Source organism: Tumebacillus permanentifrigoris (assembly GCF_003148565.1).
In the GTDB taxonomy this organism is placed as follows: domain Bacteria; phylum Bacillota; class Bacilli; order Tumebacillales; family Tumebacillaceae; genus Tumebacillus; species Tumebacillus permanentifrigoris.
In genome coordinates, this window is record NZ_QGGL01000011.1 from 19,435 (window position 1) to 35,509 (window position 16,075).

The window sequence follows — 16,075 nt, forward strand, 5'->3', positions numbered from 1 at the left end:
GTCTGTCGTGTCGGTAAAACGTTCGACATTTTCTCTGTTTTTGATTATACACATGCTCAATCATGCTGTCGAGCCTTAGTAAAGGCGAATGGTGGACTTTGCAACATCTTTGTGAACACGTTCTGATCGCGTGGGTTCTTACCTATTAATAATAACATAGCGCAACGTTGACACCTAGTCAGGATGATGTTAGGGTTAGAAGACGTAGACACTTCGTTAAATTTTCAGAATACGCAAGCGGTTGCACTTTGGGCGCTTGCCCTTTTTATACCGATAGAGAAAGCGGTTACATGTTAGGTGTGGCCTAGTTGAGCAGAGGAGGGATGACAGCATGCGGAGTGCATCGGAAGTAGTTCGCATCGGCTATGTCGACGGGCAATCCCGGCGACGGTATGAACGGGTGTTTCACGATTGGGCGCAGTCTCTAGGTAAGCAGGTCGTGCTGGTCAAGATCCCTCCGTTTGCTTTTATGAAATTGTTTGGCGGCTCGATCCAGCATTGGGTGGAGTGCCTGCCAGAATCGTTGCCGTTTCTCAGTGAAGGGGTCGAGCGGCTGGCTCGTCAGTATGGGTTGGACGCGTGGTATGTGAATTTGCCGATGATTGCGCCGTATCTGTTGATGGCGCGCAACTACGGCAAGTTGGATCTCGGCTTTCTGCTGATTGCGCACTCCGTCGGTTCAGAAGCGTGGCTCCGGAAGTGGGTGAGCGTCGCCCCGTGGTTGACGGTTCGCGATGTGTTGTTGACGGGCTCGCGTTCGGTGCAGGAGGCGTTGTTGCAGATCTCCCCCCAGTTTGCCGTGGCGGTCGAAGCACCCCCGTGCATCACGGTGCGAGAGGCGGAAGTAGCGGGCTCAGACTCCGGCGTGCAGTTGTTGGCGGTCGGTGTGGATGAGGGCAAAAACATCGAGGCGCTGCTCGACTGTTTCGCAGGCGTGCGGCAACAAGTGCCAGATGCACACCTGACGTTGCTCGGGGAGTTTGCCGTTCGGATGCTGGCCTCGGCAAGTGTATTGTCGACCACGCGTGGCGGTGGCGTGGTCGGGATGCCGAGTTGGGCGGAGTCGTGGGCACGCACGATCGCGTCGAGTTTTTCGAAGGACATCATGTCGGCGACGATGGCGCAAAAACTCGATGCGCTGGAAGCACAGGAAGTCGAACGCGTCGGACTGCATGTGATGCAGATGGTGGAGGAGCGCGGGTTGCAAGGCGCGGTCACGTTTCGGGTTTCTGCTACGGAGGAGGAGCGCGACCGCCAGTTTCGAGGTTCCGATCTGTTGGTCGACCTCTCGACTGACCCAGGGGAGACGCTGGGGTTCCATCTGCTCCAAGCGAAGGCCTGCGGCCTGCCGGTCGTCTGCACGGGCTGGAATGGATTTGGCGAATTGATCGAGGATGACGGAGACGGTGTGCTGATCGATGTGGAATGGTCTGGTGCTACGCCACAGGTCGACCTGAACGGGGCGGTGCAGACGTTGGTGCGCCTGCTGGAAGATCCGAACTTGCGCACGCGCATGGCAGCACGCGCTCTGGAACGCGCGCATCAGTATGACAATGCGCACGTCATGCCAGCCGTCACGTTGGAAGTGCAGGAAGCACAGGGCCGCGAGGTGTCTTGGGAGCGCTGGACAGAGTGGGCTCATCTGAGCCAGATCGAGGCGGATCAAGAACCTAGTGGCGCGTTGAACCCGGTGGAGCACAGTCTGTTCTCGCGCTCAGACATGGAGGAACGCTGTTCGGTGGCGAATGCGGTACACCAGCTCGCCTTCACGCCGTTGCGTCAGTTGGGTCCGATCTACCACTTGGCGAGCCTCGAATCGCTCGGCTGGCTGGACGAGACGCCAACCTCCGTGTTGACGGGGGGCACGCAGGTGCCGCTTTCAGACTGGTACCCGCGTGTCCGCTCGATCATCGGTCACTATGCAGGCAAGGTCGAAACGGATGTACAGAGATAATCTCGTCTGATAAAAAGGAAGCGTCCCGAGTGGGCGCTTCCTTTTTTGCAGGAGTGGGGTTGTAAGCCATCGGAACCGCCGATGATGTCGATCAGTTTTATCAGTTTCCCCAATCTTCAGCTCACATGCTACAATCGCAACTGAGGAGGGGAAGCATATGAGTCAATCGAAAACGTTGCAAAAAACAATTCGACTACCGCAATTGGTCGCACTCTATATAGGCGCAGTCGTCGGTTCCGGCGTCCTGCTCGTGCCAGGGCTCGCAGCGGAGATCGCCGGTCCGGCGTCGTTGATCGCGTGGGGAATCATGGCGTTGTTGGTTCTGCCGATGGGCCTCACGATGGGGTTGTTATCTGCTCGCTTTCCTCATGCAGGTGGGGTCTCGCACTTCGTCACGCGGGCGTTTGGTGAGCGATGGGGGGCGCTGGTCGGCTGGTTTTTCCTCTTGTCTGTGCCGCTCGGCGTTCCGATTAATGGCTTGACCGCGTCTGGCTATCTCGCGGCGGCGATGCATCTGAGCGATGTGCAACAAGCGCTGGTCGCCGGGGTCATCATGCTCGTGGCGCTCGGCACCAACTGGCTGGGGATGAAAGTTGCCGGGCAGGTGCAAGTGGCGGTCGTCGCGGCGATCGTCGTGGTGCTGGTGGCGGCGTTTGCTGGGTCGGTGCCGAACTGGGACGTGGTGCATCTGCAGCCCTTCATGCCGCATGGCTGGTGGAGCGTAGGGGAAGTGGCGGCCATCCTGTTCTGGTGCTTCATCGGCTGGGAGGCGGTCTCACATCTGTCGGAGGAGTTCGTCGACCCGGAGCGGACGGCGGTCCGCGGTGTCCTGCTGGCTGTAGGTGCGGTCGGCGTGCTCTACCTGATGGCAGCGGTTGCGACCGTCGCCACGGGGAGTTACGGCGGCACGGACACGGTTGCTGCGCTCTCCCGCGTGATTCAACAGATCCTCGGTCCGTTCGGTGGGATCTTGGCGGCGGTTACGGCGGTGTTCATCTGCACGGCGACAGCGATTGCTTATACGGGTGCGGCTTCGCGCGTCGCATTGGCGTTGGCTCGCCAAGGGCAGGCACCGCGCCAGTTCGGACAGATCGATGAAAAAAGGAACACGCCTTCGGGGGCGTTGTACTTTCTCGGGGCTTGCTATCTGATCGTGCTGGTGTTGTATGCGAACGGGTTGATTTCGATCAAAGCGCTGATCCAACTGCCGAATGCGACATTTATTGCAACGTATCTCGGAGGTTGTCTCGCCGCAGTGCGCTTGCTGCACGATAGCAAGTGGGGCTTGCGCTGTGCATGGATTTCGCTGTTGATGACGCTTGCCGTCTACCCGTTCCTCGGCTGGATGGGGTTGTACCCAGTCGTGATCGGGGCGGCCGTCTTGCTATTTTCGAAAAAAGGAAACGCCCTCGCGTGAGGGCGTTTCCTTTTTTGTTAGAGCGATCGCAAGATCTGTTGAGCTACGAAAGAGTATTCGCGAAGGCGGCCTTGTGCATCCGGTGTTTGGTAGCTGTCCAGCAAGAGTGTAATCTCCTCGGGGGTGAGTTCGAGATCGAAGTCATCTCCTAAAAAGCTGGCTACAAGGCTTTTACGGTCGGATTCCAATTCATACTTGTTTAGACGTAACGCATTTATTGTCGAATCTGCTCTTTGATATTCAGGTGCGTGCGGATCATTCGAGGTGGGGAAGATCTCGCCCAGTTTGCTAAAGCGAAAATACCCCTCGCAATCTACCTCATGAGGGGAAATGAATAAGTTTCTGTCATACCATCGATCCTTGGCATGTCCGCAGGTATCATCTCCGTCTGGGCGGCGTCTCGATTGGCAGGATGCGAGCATGTTTTGAAAGGAATAGGTAGTGACACCAGGGTGATCACGATGAGGCAATCGTGATTTGGGAATGACGTGTTCAATATGACTGTTCTGCGGATCGATGCTTTTCCCACAATATCCGCAGAGGTAATGCTGTTCCTGTAACAGCTCGACTTTCAAGTCAGTTTTTTTCTGCTGATCATTTTTGAAAAAATCATCCCATGACAAGTGTGTCTTGCCCCGTTTGAAATCTCGATACCAGTCTGGTTGGGAGCGTTTCTGGATGTATCTCATCGCCCAATCGTCCTCTTGCGGTGAATGAGGGTGGAGGCTTTGAGGAGTTCTGATGGTTTGACGGCTCCGACGAACAGTTCCAGTTCCTTAAGCTTTGCTTCGGCTTGGTCTAGTTCGTTTTGTTCGATGAGGCGGAAGAGTACGTGCATACCTGCTTTCACATCGACGTTTCGTGAAGAAGCACCCATGACATCTTCGAGCACGAAATTTACGTCCTGTCCGAAGACAGGGTCGTGCTCTTCGAGATGGTTGCCTTCGGAGTCGTAAGACAGGACATACATTTTCAGGTCGCGCACTTCACTGACCACTTGGGGAGAGTGGGTGGTGAAAATGAATTGGACGTTCGGGAAGGTTTTCTGGAATCCGTTGATCACTTCGCGCTGCCAGGCAGGATGCAGGTGCAATTCCACTTCATCGATGAGGACGAGACCTTCGCCTTCCAAAGGTTTTGCCAGACCCGGATTGGCGAGGGCCAGTCGGCGGGCGAGGTCACCAATTAAGGCAAGGAGGATTTTTTCACCGTCAGAGAGTTGATTGACGGTGAGGGTCTTGCCGTTTTTGTCGATCAACATGCGCTGTGTGGGTACGCGGGAGATGCGCAGGTTTTTAAAGCCAGGGAGGAAGGCTTCTATCGCCTCCCTTACAGCTTGCAGGTGTGGATGAACAAAGAGACGGTCCTTCTGAATCTTGTTTTCGTTCTCAATGTCTTCTTGATAGCGGAACCATCTGAAGAATTCTATGAAGTTGACGCCGACGGAGAGGGCATCGTCTAATGCGATGTTTTGATAGGAAGTATAACTTTTGTCTGTTAGACTCACAGGAATCTCGAGTACTGCTCGGTGCACTGGATAGTAAACGGTTATCGGAATTGAATCTGTGTATTCTCCGAGATAAACTTGACCATCTTCGCGAAGATGACCTGAGAAAAAATTATGATCAATTAGATCCTCTATTTTTGCTGCTAGATTCGTGAGGGGATCTTCGCCTACAATCGTGGTATTCTTTTGCGATTGCTTTCTACTTAATCCCCAATCATATTGATTGCCTTCATAGATCGTTGAAATCGATACCTTACCCATAGCCCGGTCATGCCGTATATCAAGATCACTAAAATTTCGTTGAAGTACATCGTCTTGGGTAATCGATTTTAATAAGGGTGCCATCGCAGTCGCAATCGCATCTAAAACCGTAGACTTACCCGCACCATTCATACCGATGATGATCGCACTCTGTCCGTCCAATTGTAGTTGCAAACGTGGAAACCCACGATAGTTCTCAAGTTCAAGACGTGCTAGTTTCATGTGGACACCTCTTCATGCTTGATATGAACCCACTTCTCGTTATGTACCTCATGCCAACCTTTCAGACATTTTCTCATAGATTCACTGAAACATCCAGAAGCCACCAATCCTTCTGCTACAATAAAAACGACAGGAGGTCTCACCCATGAAAACCATCCTCATCGTCGACGACGAAGCCAAAATCCGCGACGTGGTCGCGTCCTACTTACAAAAAGAAAACTACCGCACCCTCGAAGCCGCTACAGGCCGTGAAGCCTTGGAACATCTCAACACCAGCAATCCGCAGATCGACCTCTGCATCCTCGACCTCATGCTCCCGGACATCTCGGGGGAGGAGGTCTGTAGACAGATTCGCCGCACCTCTGCGCTCCCCATCCTCATGCTGACAGCTAAAGTCACAGAGGATGACCGCATCGCGGGACTCTCCCTCGGTGCGGACGACTACCTCAGCAAGCCGTTCTCCCCGCGTGAACTCGTCGCCCGCGTCAAAGCGATCCTGCGCCGTAGCTCCGAACACCAACTGCTCGCCGATCGCGTCGAGTTTGACGGAGGGGCGTTGTTGATCGACACCGTGAAGCACGAAGTCTATCGCGACCAGCACGCGCTCACCCTCACCCCCAACGAGTACAAGCTCTTGCTCGTCCTCGCCCGCCATCCCTTGCGCACGTTCACACGAGATGAGTTGGTGGAAAAAGTGCTCGGCTTCGACTTTGAAGGCGATCCGCGCACTATCGATCAACATATGAAAAACCTCCGCCAAAAACTCGAATCCGACCCGAAGTCGCCGCGCTACTTAGTCACTGTCTATGGCATCGGCTACAAGTTCGCAGGAGGTGACTCGGCATGAGTGCCTTGGGCATGCGCGGTTTACACGCCCGGCTCACGTGGACGCTGATCGGGATCGCCGCTGGCGTTCTGGCGTTGGCGACCCTCGTCATGTTGCTGGAGACGCATCATCACTTCGGCATGTACGAGAGCCAGATGCAGACCTCGCAAGACCATGACCTGAGCGATCTGAACTCGCACGTTGAGATGGCGTTGGTGCAGTCGATTCTCTGGACTGCTCTGGGGGCGCTGTTGATCTCGATCGTCGTCTCCTTTTTCGTAGCGAAGCGCATCACCGCGCCCTTGATCGGGATGCGGCGCACGGCAGAACGCATGGCAGAGGGGCACTTAGAGGCGCGAACGGAAGTGGCGGGGGAGGATGAGATGGCAGAGCTCGGGCGAACGCTGAACTGGCTGGCGGAGCAGTTGCAGGCCCAAGAGTCCCTGCGCAAGACGATGACCGCCGACATCGCACACGAATTGCGCACACCGCTGACCACGTTGAAAAGTCACATGGAAGCTTTTGAGGACGGGGTCTGGGAACCGACGCCTGCACGCATCCGGGCCTGCTATGAGGAGATCGAGCGCCTCATTCACCTCGTCCGCGATCTCGAACTCTTGACTCACATGGAATCTCCAGACTTCACGCTGAACCGCCACCCCGCAGACCTCGCGCTCGTGATCAAAAACGCGGCGGAGCGCACGCACGCCGCTTTTTTGCAAAAAGGGGTGGAGTTGCACACACAGCTTCCTCCGCGTGCGCCGGCCTCGATCGATCCAGAACGCATCACCCAAGTGGTGGTCAACCTGCTCTCCAACGCGCTCAAGTTTACGCCAGCGTCAGGGAAGGTGGTCGTCGAACTGCAAGACCGAGCGGACAGCTACGAACTCACCGTCACCGACACAGGCATCGGCATCGCGCCGTCTGATCAGCCCTATGTGTTCGAGCGTTTCTACCGTGCAGACAAATCTCGCGCACGATCGCAGGGCGGTGGTGGAATTGGACTGACGATCGTCAAGCGTTTGGTAGAGGCGCATGGCGGCACGCTCCACCTGCACAGTGAACTGGGGCAGGGCTCGACCTTCTGCATCAGGTTCTCGAAACAAGCCTCTACATAACTTCTTCAAACTTGCGGGGTAGGATAGTCTTATCCACTCACTACGAAGGAGACGATCCCCCATGACCAAGACGCGATGGATCGCAACGACCACAACAACCCTGATGCTGACGGCTGCCCTCATCGGATGCTCGACGAATCAGCAGGTGGCCCAAGACAACCACAGCGCAGGTTCTCACGCGATCGACCATACCGACAGCCAGGATCACGCCGCCAAACCGACAGAACTGAAACCGGTCTGGCAATTTTCCGACGAGCATCCCCAAGCGAGACAGGATACCCAAGTGAAGTTCCAACTGCTCGACCCGACCGGTAGCCCGTTGACGCAGTACGACATCGTGCACGAGAAGCGATTGCACTTGATCGTCGTCAGCGCAGACCTCAACTATTTCAATCACCTCCACCCGGACATGCAACAAGCCGGTCTGTTCACCCAGACCTTGAACCTCCCGCGCGGTGGGCGCTACAAACTGATCGCAGACGTCACGCCAACGGGCCAGAGCGCCTCGTCCTATGGGCAGTGGATCGAGGTCGGCGGGGACGAACTCGCGCTCAAACCGATCCAGTTGGACACCGATCTCACCAAGACGGTCGCCGGGCAACAAGTCACGCTCCAGTTCGACCGCGCCCCCCAAGCTGGGCAGGAGACGATGATGACGTTCCACTTCGCCGACGCCACAACCCAGCAACCGACCACCGACCTTCAACCCTACCTGGGGGCAATCGGCCATGTCGTCGCGCTCAGTGCCGATGCGGAACAATATCTACACGTCCACCCGATGGAGGAAAAAGGCTCCGGCCCGGACGCCATGTTCCACATCGAGTTCCCCAAAAGCGGTCTCTACAAAATCTGGGGGCAGTTCCAACGCAAGGGTGAAGTGTTCATCGCGCCCTTTGTCATTCGAGTACCCTAAGCAAAAATATCCCAGTATGCAGACTGTTAACTCATAAAGGAATTGTCGGATAGATGTCGAATTTCCCCTTCCAAGATCACTACATCATGATCAGGCAAAAGGGGCGCATGCACATGTTTAGAAAACGAAGTTTCAACCTGCGGACCAAACTCATCCTATCCTTCTTGATCATCCTGCTGACACCGACGCTTGCTGTCGCCTGGGGGTCGTACACCACCTCCAAGGACAACATCGGACAGCAATTGACCACGAATGCCCGCGACAATGTGGATCTGCTCAACCAATTGATCGACCGCAACATGCAACCGACGGTGCGCGACATCGAATTTTTGGCGCAGCGTTTGCAGGCAACTGCAGATGCAACACAGGTCGTGGAACCTTTGAACCAATACCAGTCCCTGCACAAGGAACTGATGCACACGTACGTTGGCACGGAGAAGGGCCAGATGCTGATCGCCCCGAAAGTCGAGTTGCCAAGCGATTTCGACCCGCGCAAACGACCGTGGTACCAACAGGCGATCGGGGACAAAACCAAGACGGTGATCACCGAGCCGTATGTGGACACCGATACCAAGCAGATCACAGTCACCATCGCTCGTGCCACTGCAGACGGTCAAGGCGTCGTGGCCACCGACCTGAGTTTGCAGACGCTCGCGGATACGGTCAAGTCGGTCAAGATCGGACAGCAGGGTTTTGCCTCCATCCTCGACAAAGACCGCAAATACCTCGTCCATCCTCGCGCGGAGATCGGAGCTGTCGCGAAGGACAGCTTCATTGATAGCGTCTACCAGACAGAGACCGGTGACTTCCCCTATGTTCTCGACGGCCGTGACGAGCACTTGGTGTTTGCTACCAATAAATCGACAGGCTGGAAACTGATCGGAACGCTGTATGTATCGGAGACGGCCGATGCGGCCAAGCCGATTTTTGTCAAAACGGTGATCACGGTCGCTGTGGCGTTTGTGGTGGGCGCCATGCTTGTCACATACATTATCATCTCGATCATGAGACCGATTCGCGTGCTTCTGCGCAACGCACGCAAAGTCAGCGAGGGGGATCTGACCGCTACGATCGATGTGTTGACCCACGATGAACTCGGCCAGTTGAGCACGGCGTTCAACACGATGCGCGAGTCGCTCCAGAACGTCCTGCGCGATGTCAACGACACCGCGACGCAACTGGCAGCGTCCTCCGAAGAGTTGGCGGCCAGCGCTCAGGAGACTTCGCGCGCCACCGAGCATATCGCGGAAACGGTGGAACAGTTGGCACACGGCACCGAGCAACAATCGGTGCGCGTCGAAGAGAGCTCGCGCGTGATTGGCGAGATGTCGGTCGGCATCAAGCAGATCGCAGGCAACGCGCAGACCGTCTCCGAGAGCGCACTCGATGCCGCCCAACTTTCGCAACAGGGCAGCATCTCGATGCAGACGGCCAGCACGCAGATGCAATCGATTCAGAAAACAGTCCTCCACTTGGCGGAGGTCGTGCGTGATCTCGGGTCGCGCTCGCAGCAGATCGGGGAGATCGTCACGGTGATCACCGGGATCGCCGATCAAACCAACCTGCTGTCGCTCAACGCCGCCATCGAAGCATCGCGAGCTGGCGAACAAGGCCGTGGATTTGCAGTCGTCGCTGACGAAGTGCGCAAACTGGCGGAGCAGTCCTCGAAGTCGGCCCACCAGATCGCCGAACTGGTCGTCTCGATCCAAGGCGGGGCGCGGCGGGCGATCGCTTCGATGGATGAGGGGATCGTGGAAGTCAACGCCGGTCTGGAGGTTGTGAACCTCGCCAACTTGTCGTTCACGCAGATTCAGAACGCAGTCGAACACGTCACGACCCAAGTTCAAGAGGTCACTTCGGCAGCTCAACAGATGTCGGCTGGCGTGGAGCATGTGGTACACGCCATCGAAAGCATCGCGACCGTCGCGGAAACCGCCGCTGCGGGCAGTCAAAACGTCTCGGCCGCCACGGAGCAACAACTCGGGTCGATGCAGGAGATCGCCGCGACTTCTGAAGCGCTGACACAGATGGCAGACGAACTGATGAGCGTGCTGATGAAGTTCAAAGTGTAAGTTGAGTCCAAAAAAGCCCCAGATCACGCACGCGTGAGTCTGGGGCTTTTTTCCATTCAAGATCCGTTCTGGACGTACTTGTTGCTAAACAGGAACAGCCAGGCGAGAAATAGCAATCCGGGGATCAACATGCAGAGCCCGCCGATCAACGCCCACATCAAGTAGCTGTACATCACCGGATTGACGATGGCATCGTTGATGTTCAAGTACGGGTAGAGCAAGTACGGCAGATGCGAGTACCCGTAGGCCATCACAGCACAGGCGTACTGGGCGATGACGAGGAGGAAAGTCCAGCCGGGGGTTTTGTTTTTTTGCAGGAGCATGTACGCGGTCACGAACAGCGCCCCAGAGATCAGCAACAGCCACGAGTAGTCGGTCGCGATGCTCAGGAAGTGCTCGGGGCGCACATTGGCGAGCGGGAGCAGGATGAACGCACCCGACCCGAGGGCGGGCAGGCCCGTGTTCAACGCGACGGCGCGAAACTTCTCAGCGGCGACCGGTGCGCCCGCTTTGTGCGCATAGAAGTTCAAGAACACCGCGGAGACGAACAGCACCGACAGCAGTGCGAACAGGACGAACGTCGCTTGCAACGGAGAGGTCATCACCTTGTCGAACAGCAACAGCAGCTTGCCGTTCTCCTCGGTCACGAAGCCGCCCTCCGACACCGGGATCAGCGAGACCAGCACCATCGGGAGCAACAGCCCCGCCAATCCTTGGAGCAGGGTATACGACCAGTGCCGGACTTTGGCGTAGTGGCAATACGCGAAAAACGTGCCTTTCAAAATCAACAACACCAGCGCCAACGACCCAGGCAAGAGCAGCACCGTGCCGTAATAATACGCCGCCGACGGGAAAAACCCGACGAGGCCGACGATGAAGACGATCAGGAACACGTTGGTGACTTCCCAAAAAGGCGATAGATAGCGCTCGATGATCTCCTCCACCTCATGCGGCCACTTGCGCACACGCGCCCAGAACAGCAGGAAGCCCGCGCCGAACTCGATGGAAGCGAGGATGATGTAGCAGAACAGGAACGCCCACAGAACGGAGATCGCAAGCTCGGGCTTGCTCATCATCGCGGATCTCTCCCTTCGTGAATCTCAAGGTAGTACGGGTCCTGCTCCACCGGACGGCGGCGGAAGAAACGCGCGAGGATGAAGAACGTCGTCAGTCCGATGAAGAAGTACAGGCAGAGGAAACTGAGGAAGTAGGTTTTGATGCCCGTCATCGACGTCACAGCGTCCTCCAACCGCATCACACCGTAGATGATCCACGGCTTGCGACCGATCTCCGTGAAGATCCAGCCCAGCTCCATGCCGACGATCGCGAACGGCCCGAGCAGGAAGATCGCCCAGAGCAACAGTTTGGAGTACGTCAGTTGCCACCTGCGCCAACGAGCGAACAGATAGAGCAACGAGATGGTGATGCCGTACACACCAGACGCGACCATCACTTGGAACATATAGTGGATGACGACGGGCGGTTGCAGTTCCTTCGGGAACGCGTTCAGACCGCGCACTTCGGCGTTGAAGTCGCCAAAGGAGAGGAAGGACAGCACGTTTGGCAACTCGATTTTGTACGTCACCGTCTGGTTTTCTGCATCGACCAAGCCGCCGATCAACAGCGGGGCACCGCGTTCGGTGTCAAAAAGCGCCTCCGCCGCTGCCAATTTCTCCGGGTTGTAGGCAGCCATATACTTGGCGGACACATCGCCGGCGATGGCGGTCAGGAGTCCTCCGATCAGCGCGACCCCCATCGTCAGGTGGAGCGCTTTTTTATAGTAGGTGAGTTTTCGGTTGCGCAGCAGCAGGTAGCAGGCGGTCAGCGCAGCGAGCGCACAGGCGGTCATGAAGTACGCCGACGAGAGCACGTGGAACACTTTGCTCGGCGTTGCGGGGTTCAGGATCGCTGCCACCGGGTCGATGTCGGTGATCTTGCCATCGACCAGCTTGAACCCGGCGGGGGCGTTCATGAAGGCATTGACCGTGGTGATCAAGGCGGCCGACATCGAGGAGCCGATGATCACCGGGAGCGAGAACGACCAGTGTATCCACGGGTTCTTGAACCGACCCCACGTGTAGAGATAGATGCCGAGGAAGATCGCTTCGAGGAAAAAGGCAAAACCTTCTAACATAAAGGGCAGCGAGATGACCTCGCCCGCCAGTTTCATAAAGTTCGGCCAGAGCAGGTTGATCTGCAACCCGATCGTCGTCCCGGTCACCACGCCGACTGCGACGAGGATCACAAATCCCTTCGCCCAGCGTTTGGCGAGCAACAGGTACTCAGGGTCGCGCTTGCGAATGCCAAGCGCTTCGGCAAGTGAAATCAACACGGGGATGCCAACCCCAAGCGTCGCGAAAAAGATGTGAAAGCCAAGCGTAGTTCCCGTCAGAATCCGGCTAAAGTACAAGTCCATTTCGGGCACATCCTCTCTGTACGGTGGTTCTGCCCTCAGGATACTCCCTGATACAAGTCCAAAACAATCGGGGAAACGCCTAGACCCGTGACAGGTTTGTGAAGTATTTCACAATGTTTGTTCACAACTTCAGGGAGAGGACGTTTGCAGAAAACGTCGAATACTAGAACTAAATACCTAGATATATGTGCAGATAGAGAGCGCGATGTACCGCGCATGGGAGGACGCATATGAGCAAAAATGACCGAAACCTTGACAAGCGTCAACAAAAGCAACGGAAAGCCGATGTGGAAGCACGCAAACAAAAGCGTCTGCCTTGGATTTTTGGCGCGATCGTCGTGCTGATTGCACTGGTCGTCGGCGGTTCGTTTTTGTCAGACAGCTTCGACAACACCAAGACCACCACGACCAACCTGTACAGCAAGGAAATTTCCCTGCAATCGCTGCATGACAAAAACGCGGCGAAGGATGATTTCTACGCGTACTACTACCAGCCGAGCTGTGAGCATTGCAAAGTCGTCTCGCCCTATCTGATCCCGATGGCGGAGCAGATGAGCAAGCCGTTGTTCCCCGTCAACATTGAAGGCAAGCATGACGCGTGGACGGAATACAAGGTGCAAGGCACACCAACGCTGATTCACTTCAAGGATGGCAAGGAGGTCGAGCGCATTGACGGACAGCGTGACCCCTCGGTCTACAGTGAATTCTTCACCAACGCCAAGTAGATCGCTGCTCTACTGGGTGACGATCGCGATCCGCCTCGTGCTCGGCGCGGTATTTCTCTATTCCGCTGTCACCAAGATCGCCGATGTCTACTCGTTCGGCCTCGTCTTGCAATCGTATGATCTGTTGCCAGATCCGATGATCAAACCGTTGGCGATCCTGTTGCCACTGGTCGAATTGGTGCTCGGAGCCGCAGTGTTGTTCAAGCCGACCGCCCGTTACGCAAGCTTGGGGATCGGCCTGATCTCGCTGCTGTTCACCTTCGTGATGATTTCGAAGTGGGGCGTTGTGATGCCTTATGGTTGCGGTTGTTTCGGCCCAACCGAAGCGACACCCGTCGGGATCGTCGATGTTGGCAAGGACGTGCTGTTGGTCATCGGAGCCGGACTGGTTCTGTTTCGTCGATAAAAAAAGCCACCCGACGCCTGCGGACGGGTGGCTTTTGGCGTTTAAAAGATCTTTTGACGGTCTTGTTCTTCCTTGAGGATCTCCACACACTCCCGGAAGCGCAGGGAGTGAATGATTTCACGCTCTCGCAAAAACTTCAAACTGTCCTTGATGTCCACGTCATCGGTGATGTCGATCAGCCATTGGTAGGTGGCGCGCGCTTTTTCCTCGGCCGCGATGTCTTCGTAGAGGTCGGCAATCGGATCACCCTTGGCCTGGATGTAGGCGGCCGTCCACGGGACACCTGCAGCGTTGTGGTAGAACAGGGCTTTGTCATGGTTGACATAGTGATCGCCCAGACCTGCTTCCACCATCTGTTGCGGGGTGGCGTCCTTGGTCAATTTGTAGATCATCGTGGCGATCATTTCGAGATGGGCAAACTCTTCGGTGCCGATGTCGTTAAGTACGCCGATCACTTGTGGCGGTACGGTGTAGCGCTGGTTCAAATAGCGCAGTGCGGCCGACAGTTCGCCGTCCGCACCGCCGTACTGCTCGATCAGATACTTCGCCATCGTGGGGTCGCACTTGGAGACACGCACGGGATATTGGAGCTTTTTCTCATAAATCCACAAGACTCATTCGCCTCCTCAGCACAGGTCTACACTTGCCACGGCCACGGTGCTTGCTTCCAGGTATAAGGCGCGCCGACGGGCGAGTTGCCAAACTGTTGGAGCGGGCCATGCTCCGCATCAAATTGGGCTTTCAGATGCTGTTTTTTGGCGGCAAAGGCGTTGTGTTGCTCAATCGCCGCGAGATCGTCCGGGTGTGTGTTCAGGTAGAGGGCAAGTTCGACGAGCACGAAATCGACCGCTTGGAGCTCATGGAGCAAGCGGTAGTAGGATTCGGGCAATTTGTTGTGTTCACTCATTTCTTGCTCTCCTCCTCGATTTTCGGTCGTCCTTCGTAGGGGTTGTAATAGACCGGCCACAGCGTTCCGCACTTGAGCGCGTTCATCGGATCGAATTGCGGTAAATTCGGCGGTTGGACCTGCAAATAGATGTTTTGTGGGGTTTCGTAGACTTTTACACGCATTGGCTTGCAAGGGTCGAACGGACTAGCATACGGGTGATAAACCTTGCGGGGGGTGAACATTTGGCTTCTCCACCTCACTTTTTCTTCACGTTATGCGGAAAACGCTCTCGACTTGCAACCTTTTTTGGATTATCCTGTATTAGAAATCGACTCCTGTAACAACATATGGGGAGCACCATTTTCCAGAGGAGGAACGAACTTGAGCGACAACCCGACTTTTCTGACCCGTGAAGGTCTCGCAAAATTAGAAGAAGAACTTGATTACCTGAAGGGTTCCAAACGTCGTGAGATGGCGGAACGCATCAAAATCGCTGTATCCTACGGCGACCTCTCCGAGAACTCGGAGTATGACGCGGCGAAGGATGAGCAAGCGTTCGTCGAGTCTCGCATCGTGCAACTGGAGAAGATGATGCGCAATGTTCGCATCATTGAACCGGGTAGCGAGGACACCTCTGTCGTTGCGATCGGGCGTACCGTGAAATTGAAGGAAGTTCCGGAGGGCGACGTGGAAATGTACCAAATCGTCGGCTCGACCGAATCGGACCCGCTTGATGGCAAGATCTCCAACGAATCTCCGCTCGGTTCTTCGCTGATCGGCCGCAGCGTCGGTGACAAGATCAACGTCAACACTCCGGGTGGGCAACTGGAGTTCGAAATCATCGAGATCGCCTAAACAGTCTAGGAGTGAACCGTTTGATCAGACAAGCAAGACCGGAAGACCGTGCGGCTTTGCAGCGCCTCTATGAGGTGGTGCATCCGGGCGAATCGGTGCACGTGATCGCATCGCGCATCGAGACGATTCAGGAGAGTCCGCATCATTTTCTGCTCCTGCACGAGACAGAGGGACGCGTGGACGGCACGCTTTTTGTCACGCTCTGTCTTGATCCGATGTTCGGAACCCTGCCGTTTGCCGTCGTGGAGAATTTAGCTGTCGACGCCGGGGAATTGGGCGAGGAAGTACGCTTGCGCCTGCGGGCGGAGGCGGAGAACATCGCGCGCGAGCACCGCAGCACGAAACTGCTCTATTTTGCCAAAGAAACCAAATGGCTCGGCAACGACCTTTCCTGAACAGGAGAGGTCGTTTTTTTTTCATAAATAAGGCTTGGAAACCCACAGAGCTGGAATAGAGTTGTAGAAGGTCTATCGCACCACCACCTGACAGATGAG

The 16,075-nt window shown here is 55.9% G+C and carries 17 protein-coding genes; 10 read left to right on the forward strand and 7 right to left on the reverse strand.

Annotated elements, in window-relative coordinates; genetic code table 11:
- Nucleotides 1-331 precede the first annotated feature (331 nt).
- Both C7459_RS13345 and C7459_RS13350 read left to right on the forward strand, forming a co-directional pair.
- Nucleotides 332-1,954 (forward strand): glycosyltransferase, encoded by a 1,623-nt coding sequence (locus C7459_RS13345; protein WP_109689797.1) that lies wholly within the window; start codon nt 332-334, stop codon nt 1,952-1,954.
- 157 nt (nt 1,955-2,111) lie between these two features.
- On the forward strand, nt 2,112-3,371 hold the full coding sequence (locus C7459_RS13350; RefSeq protein ID WP_109689798.1) for an APC family permease: 1,260 nt from the start codon (nt 2,112-2,114) through the stop codon (nt 3,369-3,371).
- A 17-nt stretch (nt 3,372-3,388) separates the two neighbouring features.
- Here the strand turns inward: C7459_RS13350 and C7459_RS13355 are convergent, their stop codons facing one another.
- The gene (locus C7459_RS13355) at nt 3,389-4,060 is read right to left on the reverse strand and encodes a retron system putative HNH endonuclease (RefSeq protein WP_109689799.1); all 672 of its coding nucleotides are present in this window, start codon (nt 4,058-4,060) and stop codon (nt 3,389-3,391) included.
- The gene (locus C7459_RS13360; protein WP_109689800.1) at nt 4,057-5,361 is read right to left on the reverse strand and encodes an AAA family ATPase; all 1,305 of its coding nucleotides are present in this window, start codon (nt 5,359-5,361) and stop codon (nt 4,057-4,059) included. Before C7459_RS13360 ends, C7459_RS13355 begins: the two co-directional genes overlap by 4 nt.
- A 145-nt stretch (nt 5,362-5,506) precedes the next feature.
- Between C7459_RS13360 and C7459_RS13365 the strand changes: the two genes are divergently transcribed.
- The 4 genes from C7459_RS13365 (at nt 5,507) to C7459_RS13380 (ending at nt 10,290) form a co-directional block, all read left to right on the forward strand.
- The gene (locus tag C7459_RS13365) at nt 5,507-6,208 is read left to right on the forward strand and encodes a response regulator transcription factor (protein WP_109689801.1); all 702 of its coding nucleotides are present in this window, start codon (nt 5,507-5,509) and stop codon (nt 6,206-6,208) included.
- Nucleotides 6,205-7,305 (forward strand): sensor histidine kinase, encoded by a 1,101-nt coding sequence (locus C7459_RS13370; protein ID WP_245884539.1) that lies wholly within the window; start codon nt 6,205-6,207, stop codon nt 7,303-7,305. Before C7459_RS13365 ends, C7459_RS13370 begins: the two co-directional genes overlap by 4 nt.
- 61 nt (nt 7,306-7,366) lie before the next feature.
- Nucleotides 7,367-8,218 (forward strand): hypothetical protein, encoded by an 852-nt coding sequence (locus C7459_RS13375; RefSeq protein ID WP_109689802.1) that lies wholly within the window; start codon nt 7,367-7,369, stop codon nt 8,216-8,218.
- Between the two features lie 113 nt (nt 8,219-8,331).
- Complete coding sequence (locus tag C7459_RS13380) at nt 8,332-10,290, forward strand: methyl-accepting chemotaxis protein (protein ID WP_245884540.1); 1,959 nt, start codon at nt 8,332-8,334, stop codon at nt 10,288-10,290.
- A gap of 56 nt (nt 10,291-10,346) precedes the next feature.
- Here C7459_RS13380 and C7459_RS13385 read toward each other — a convergent pair whose 3' ends face one another.
- Both C7459_RS13385 and C7459_RS13390 read right to left on the reverse strand, forming a co-directional pair.
- Nucleotides 10,347-11,366 (reverse strand): cytochrome d ubiquinol oxidase subunit II, encoded by a 1,020-nt coding sequence (locus tag C7459_RS13385; RefSeq protein ID WP_109689803.1) that lies wholly within the window; start codon nt 11,364-11,366, stop codon nt 10,347-10,349.
- The gene (locus C7459_RS13390; RefSeq protein ID WP_109689804.1) at nt 11,363-12,706 is read right to left on the reverse strand and encodes a cytochrome ubiquinol oxidase subunit I; all 1,344 of its coding nucleotides are present in this window, start codon (nt 12,704-12,706) and stop codon (nt 11,363-11,365) included. Before C7459_RS13390 ends, C7459_RS13385 begins: the two co-directional genes overlap by 4 nt.
- 230 nt (nt 12,707-12,936) lie before the next feature.
- On the opposite strand from C7459_RS13390, the gene C7459_RS13395 reads away from it, so the two are divergent.
- Nucleotides 12,937-13,431, forward strand: a complete 495-nt coding sequence (locus tag C7459_RS13395) for a thioredoxin family protein (RefSeq protein ID WP_109689805.1) — start codon at nt 12,937-12,939, stop codon at nt 13,429-13,431.
- The gene (locus C7459_RS13400) at nt 13,376-13,837 is read left to right on the forward strand and encodes a MauE/DoxX family redox-associated membrane protein (protein WP_170119453.1); all 462 of its coding nucleotides are present in this window, start codon (nt 13,376-13,378) and stop codon (nt 13,835-13,837) included. Before C7459_RS13395 ends, C7459_RS13400 begins: the two co-directional genes overlap by 56 nt.
- A 41-nt stretch (nt 13,838-13,878) precedes the next feature.
- Here C7459_RS13400 and C7459_RS13405 read toward each other — a convergent pair whose 3' ends face one another.
- Genes C7459_RS13405 through C7459_RS13415 form a run of 3 tightly spaced genes read right to left on the reverse strand, consistent with a single transcriptional unit; the run spans nt 13,879 to nt 14,968 of the window.
- Nucleotides 13,879-14,448, reverse strand: a complete 570-nt coding sequence (locus tag C7459_RS13405) for a manganese catalase family protein (RefSeq protein WP_109689807.1) — start codon at nt 14,446-14,448, stop codon at nt 13,879-13,881.
- Between the two features lie 26 nt (nt 14,449-14,474).
- Nucleotides 14,475-14,744, reverse strand: coding sequence for a spore coat protein CotJB (locus tag C7459_RS13410; protein ID WP_109689808.1), 270 nt, complete (start codon nt 14,742-14,744; stop codon nt 14,475-14,477).
- The gene (locus tag C7459_RS13415) at nt 14,741-14,968 is read right to left on the reverse strand and encodes a spore coat associated protein CotJA (RefSeq protein ID WP_109689809.1); all 228 of its coding nucleotides are present in this window, start codon (nt 14,966-14,968) and stop codon (nt 14,741-14,743) included. The genes C7459_RS13410 and C7459_RS13415 overlap by 4 nt, the downstream gene beginning before the upstream one ends.
- 139 nt (nt 14,969-15,107) lie before the next feature.
- Between C7459_RS13415 and greA the strand changes: the two genes are divergently transcribed.
- Together greA and C7459_RS13425 are read left to right on the forward strand one after the other, a co-directional pair.
- The gene (gene greA / locus C7459_RS13420; RefSeq protein ID WP_109689810.1) at nt 15,108-15,581 is read left to right on the forward strand and encodes a transcription elongation factor GreA; all 474 of its coding nucleotides are present in this window, start codon (nt 15,108-15,110) and stop codon (nt 15,579-15,581) included.
- A gap of 20 nt (nt 15,582-15,601) precedes the next feature.
- Nucleotides 15,602-15,976 (forward strand): hypothetical protein, encoded by a 375-nt coding sequence (locus C7459_RS13425; RefSeq protein WP_109689811.1) that lies wholly within the window; start codon nt 15,602-15,604, stop codon nt 15,974-15,976.
- The last annotated feature ends 99 nt before the right edge of the window (nt 15,977-16,075 follow it).

What these genes read in the sequence shown, in the direction of transcription:
- C7459_RS13350 (WP_109689798.1), top strand. Translation starts at nt 2,112, where the DNA reads ATGAGTCAATCGAAAACGTTGCAAAAAACAATTCGACTACCGCAATTG.
- C7459_RS13415 (WP_109689809.1), bottom strand. Translation starts at nt 14,968, where the DNA reads ATGTTCACCCCCCGCAAGGTTTATCACCCGTATGCTAGTCCGTTCGAC.
- C7459_RS13380 (WP_245884540.1), top strand. Translation starts at nt 8,332, where the DNA reads ATGTTTAGAAAACGAAGTTTCAACCTGCGGACCAAACTCATCCTATCC.
- C7459_RS13360 (WP_109689800.1), bottom strand. Translation starts at nt 5,361, where the DNA reads ATGAAACTAGCACGTCTTGAACTTGAGAACTATCGTGGGTTTCCACGT.
- C7459_RS13410 (WP_109689808.1), bottom strand. Translation starts at nt 14,744, where the DNA reads ATGAGTGAACACAACAAATTGCCCGAATCCTACTACCGCTTGCTCCAT.
- C7459_RS13345 (WP_109689797.1), top strand. Translation starts at nt 332, where the DNA reads ATGCGGAGTGCATCGGAAGTAGTTCGCATCGGCTATGTCGACGGGCAA.
- C7459_RS13365 (WP_109689801.1), top strand. Translation starts at nt 5,507, where the DNA reads ATGAAAACCATCCTCATCGTCGACGACGAAGCCAAAATCCGCGACGTG.
- C7459_RS13390 (WP_109689804.1), bottom strand. Translation starts at nt 12,706, where the DNA reads ATGGACTTGTACTTTAGCCGGATTCTGACGGGAACTACGCTTGGCTTT.
- C7459_RS13370 (WP_245884539.1), top strand. Translation starts at nt 6,205, where the DNA reads ATGAGTGCCTTGGGCATGCGCGGTTTACACGCCCGGCTCACGTGGACG.
- C7459_RS13385 (WP_109689803.1), bottom strand. Translation starts at nt 11,366, where the DNA reads ATGATGAGCAAGCCCGAGCTTGCGATCTCCGTTCTGTGGGCGTTCCTG.
- C7459_RS13375 (WP_109689802.1), top strand. Translation starts at nt 7,367, where the DNA reads ATGACCAAGACGCGATGGATCGCAACGACCACAACAACCCTGATGCTG.
- C7459_RS13395 (WP_109689805.1), top strand. Translation starts at nt 12,937, where the DNA reads ATGAGCAAAAATGACCGAAACCTTGACAAGCGTCAACAAAAGCAACGG.
- C7459_RS13355 (WP_109689799.1), bottom strand. Translation starts at nt 4,060, where the DNA reads ATGAGATACATCCAGAAACGCTCCCAACCAGACTGGTATCGAGATTTC.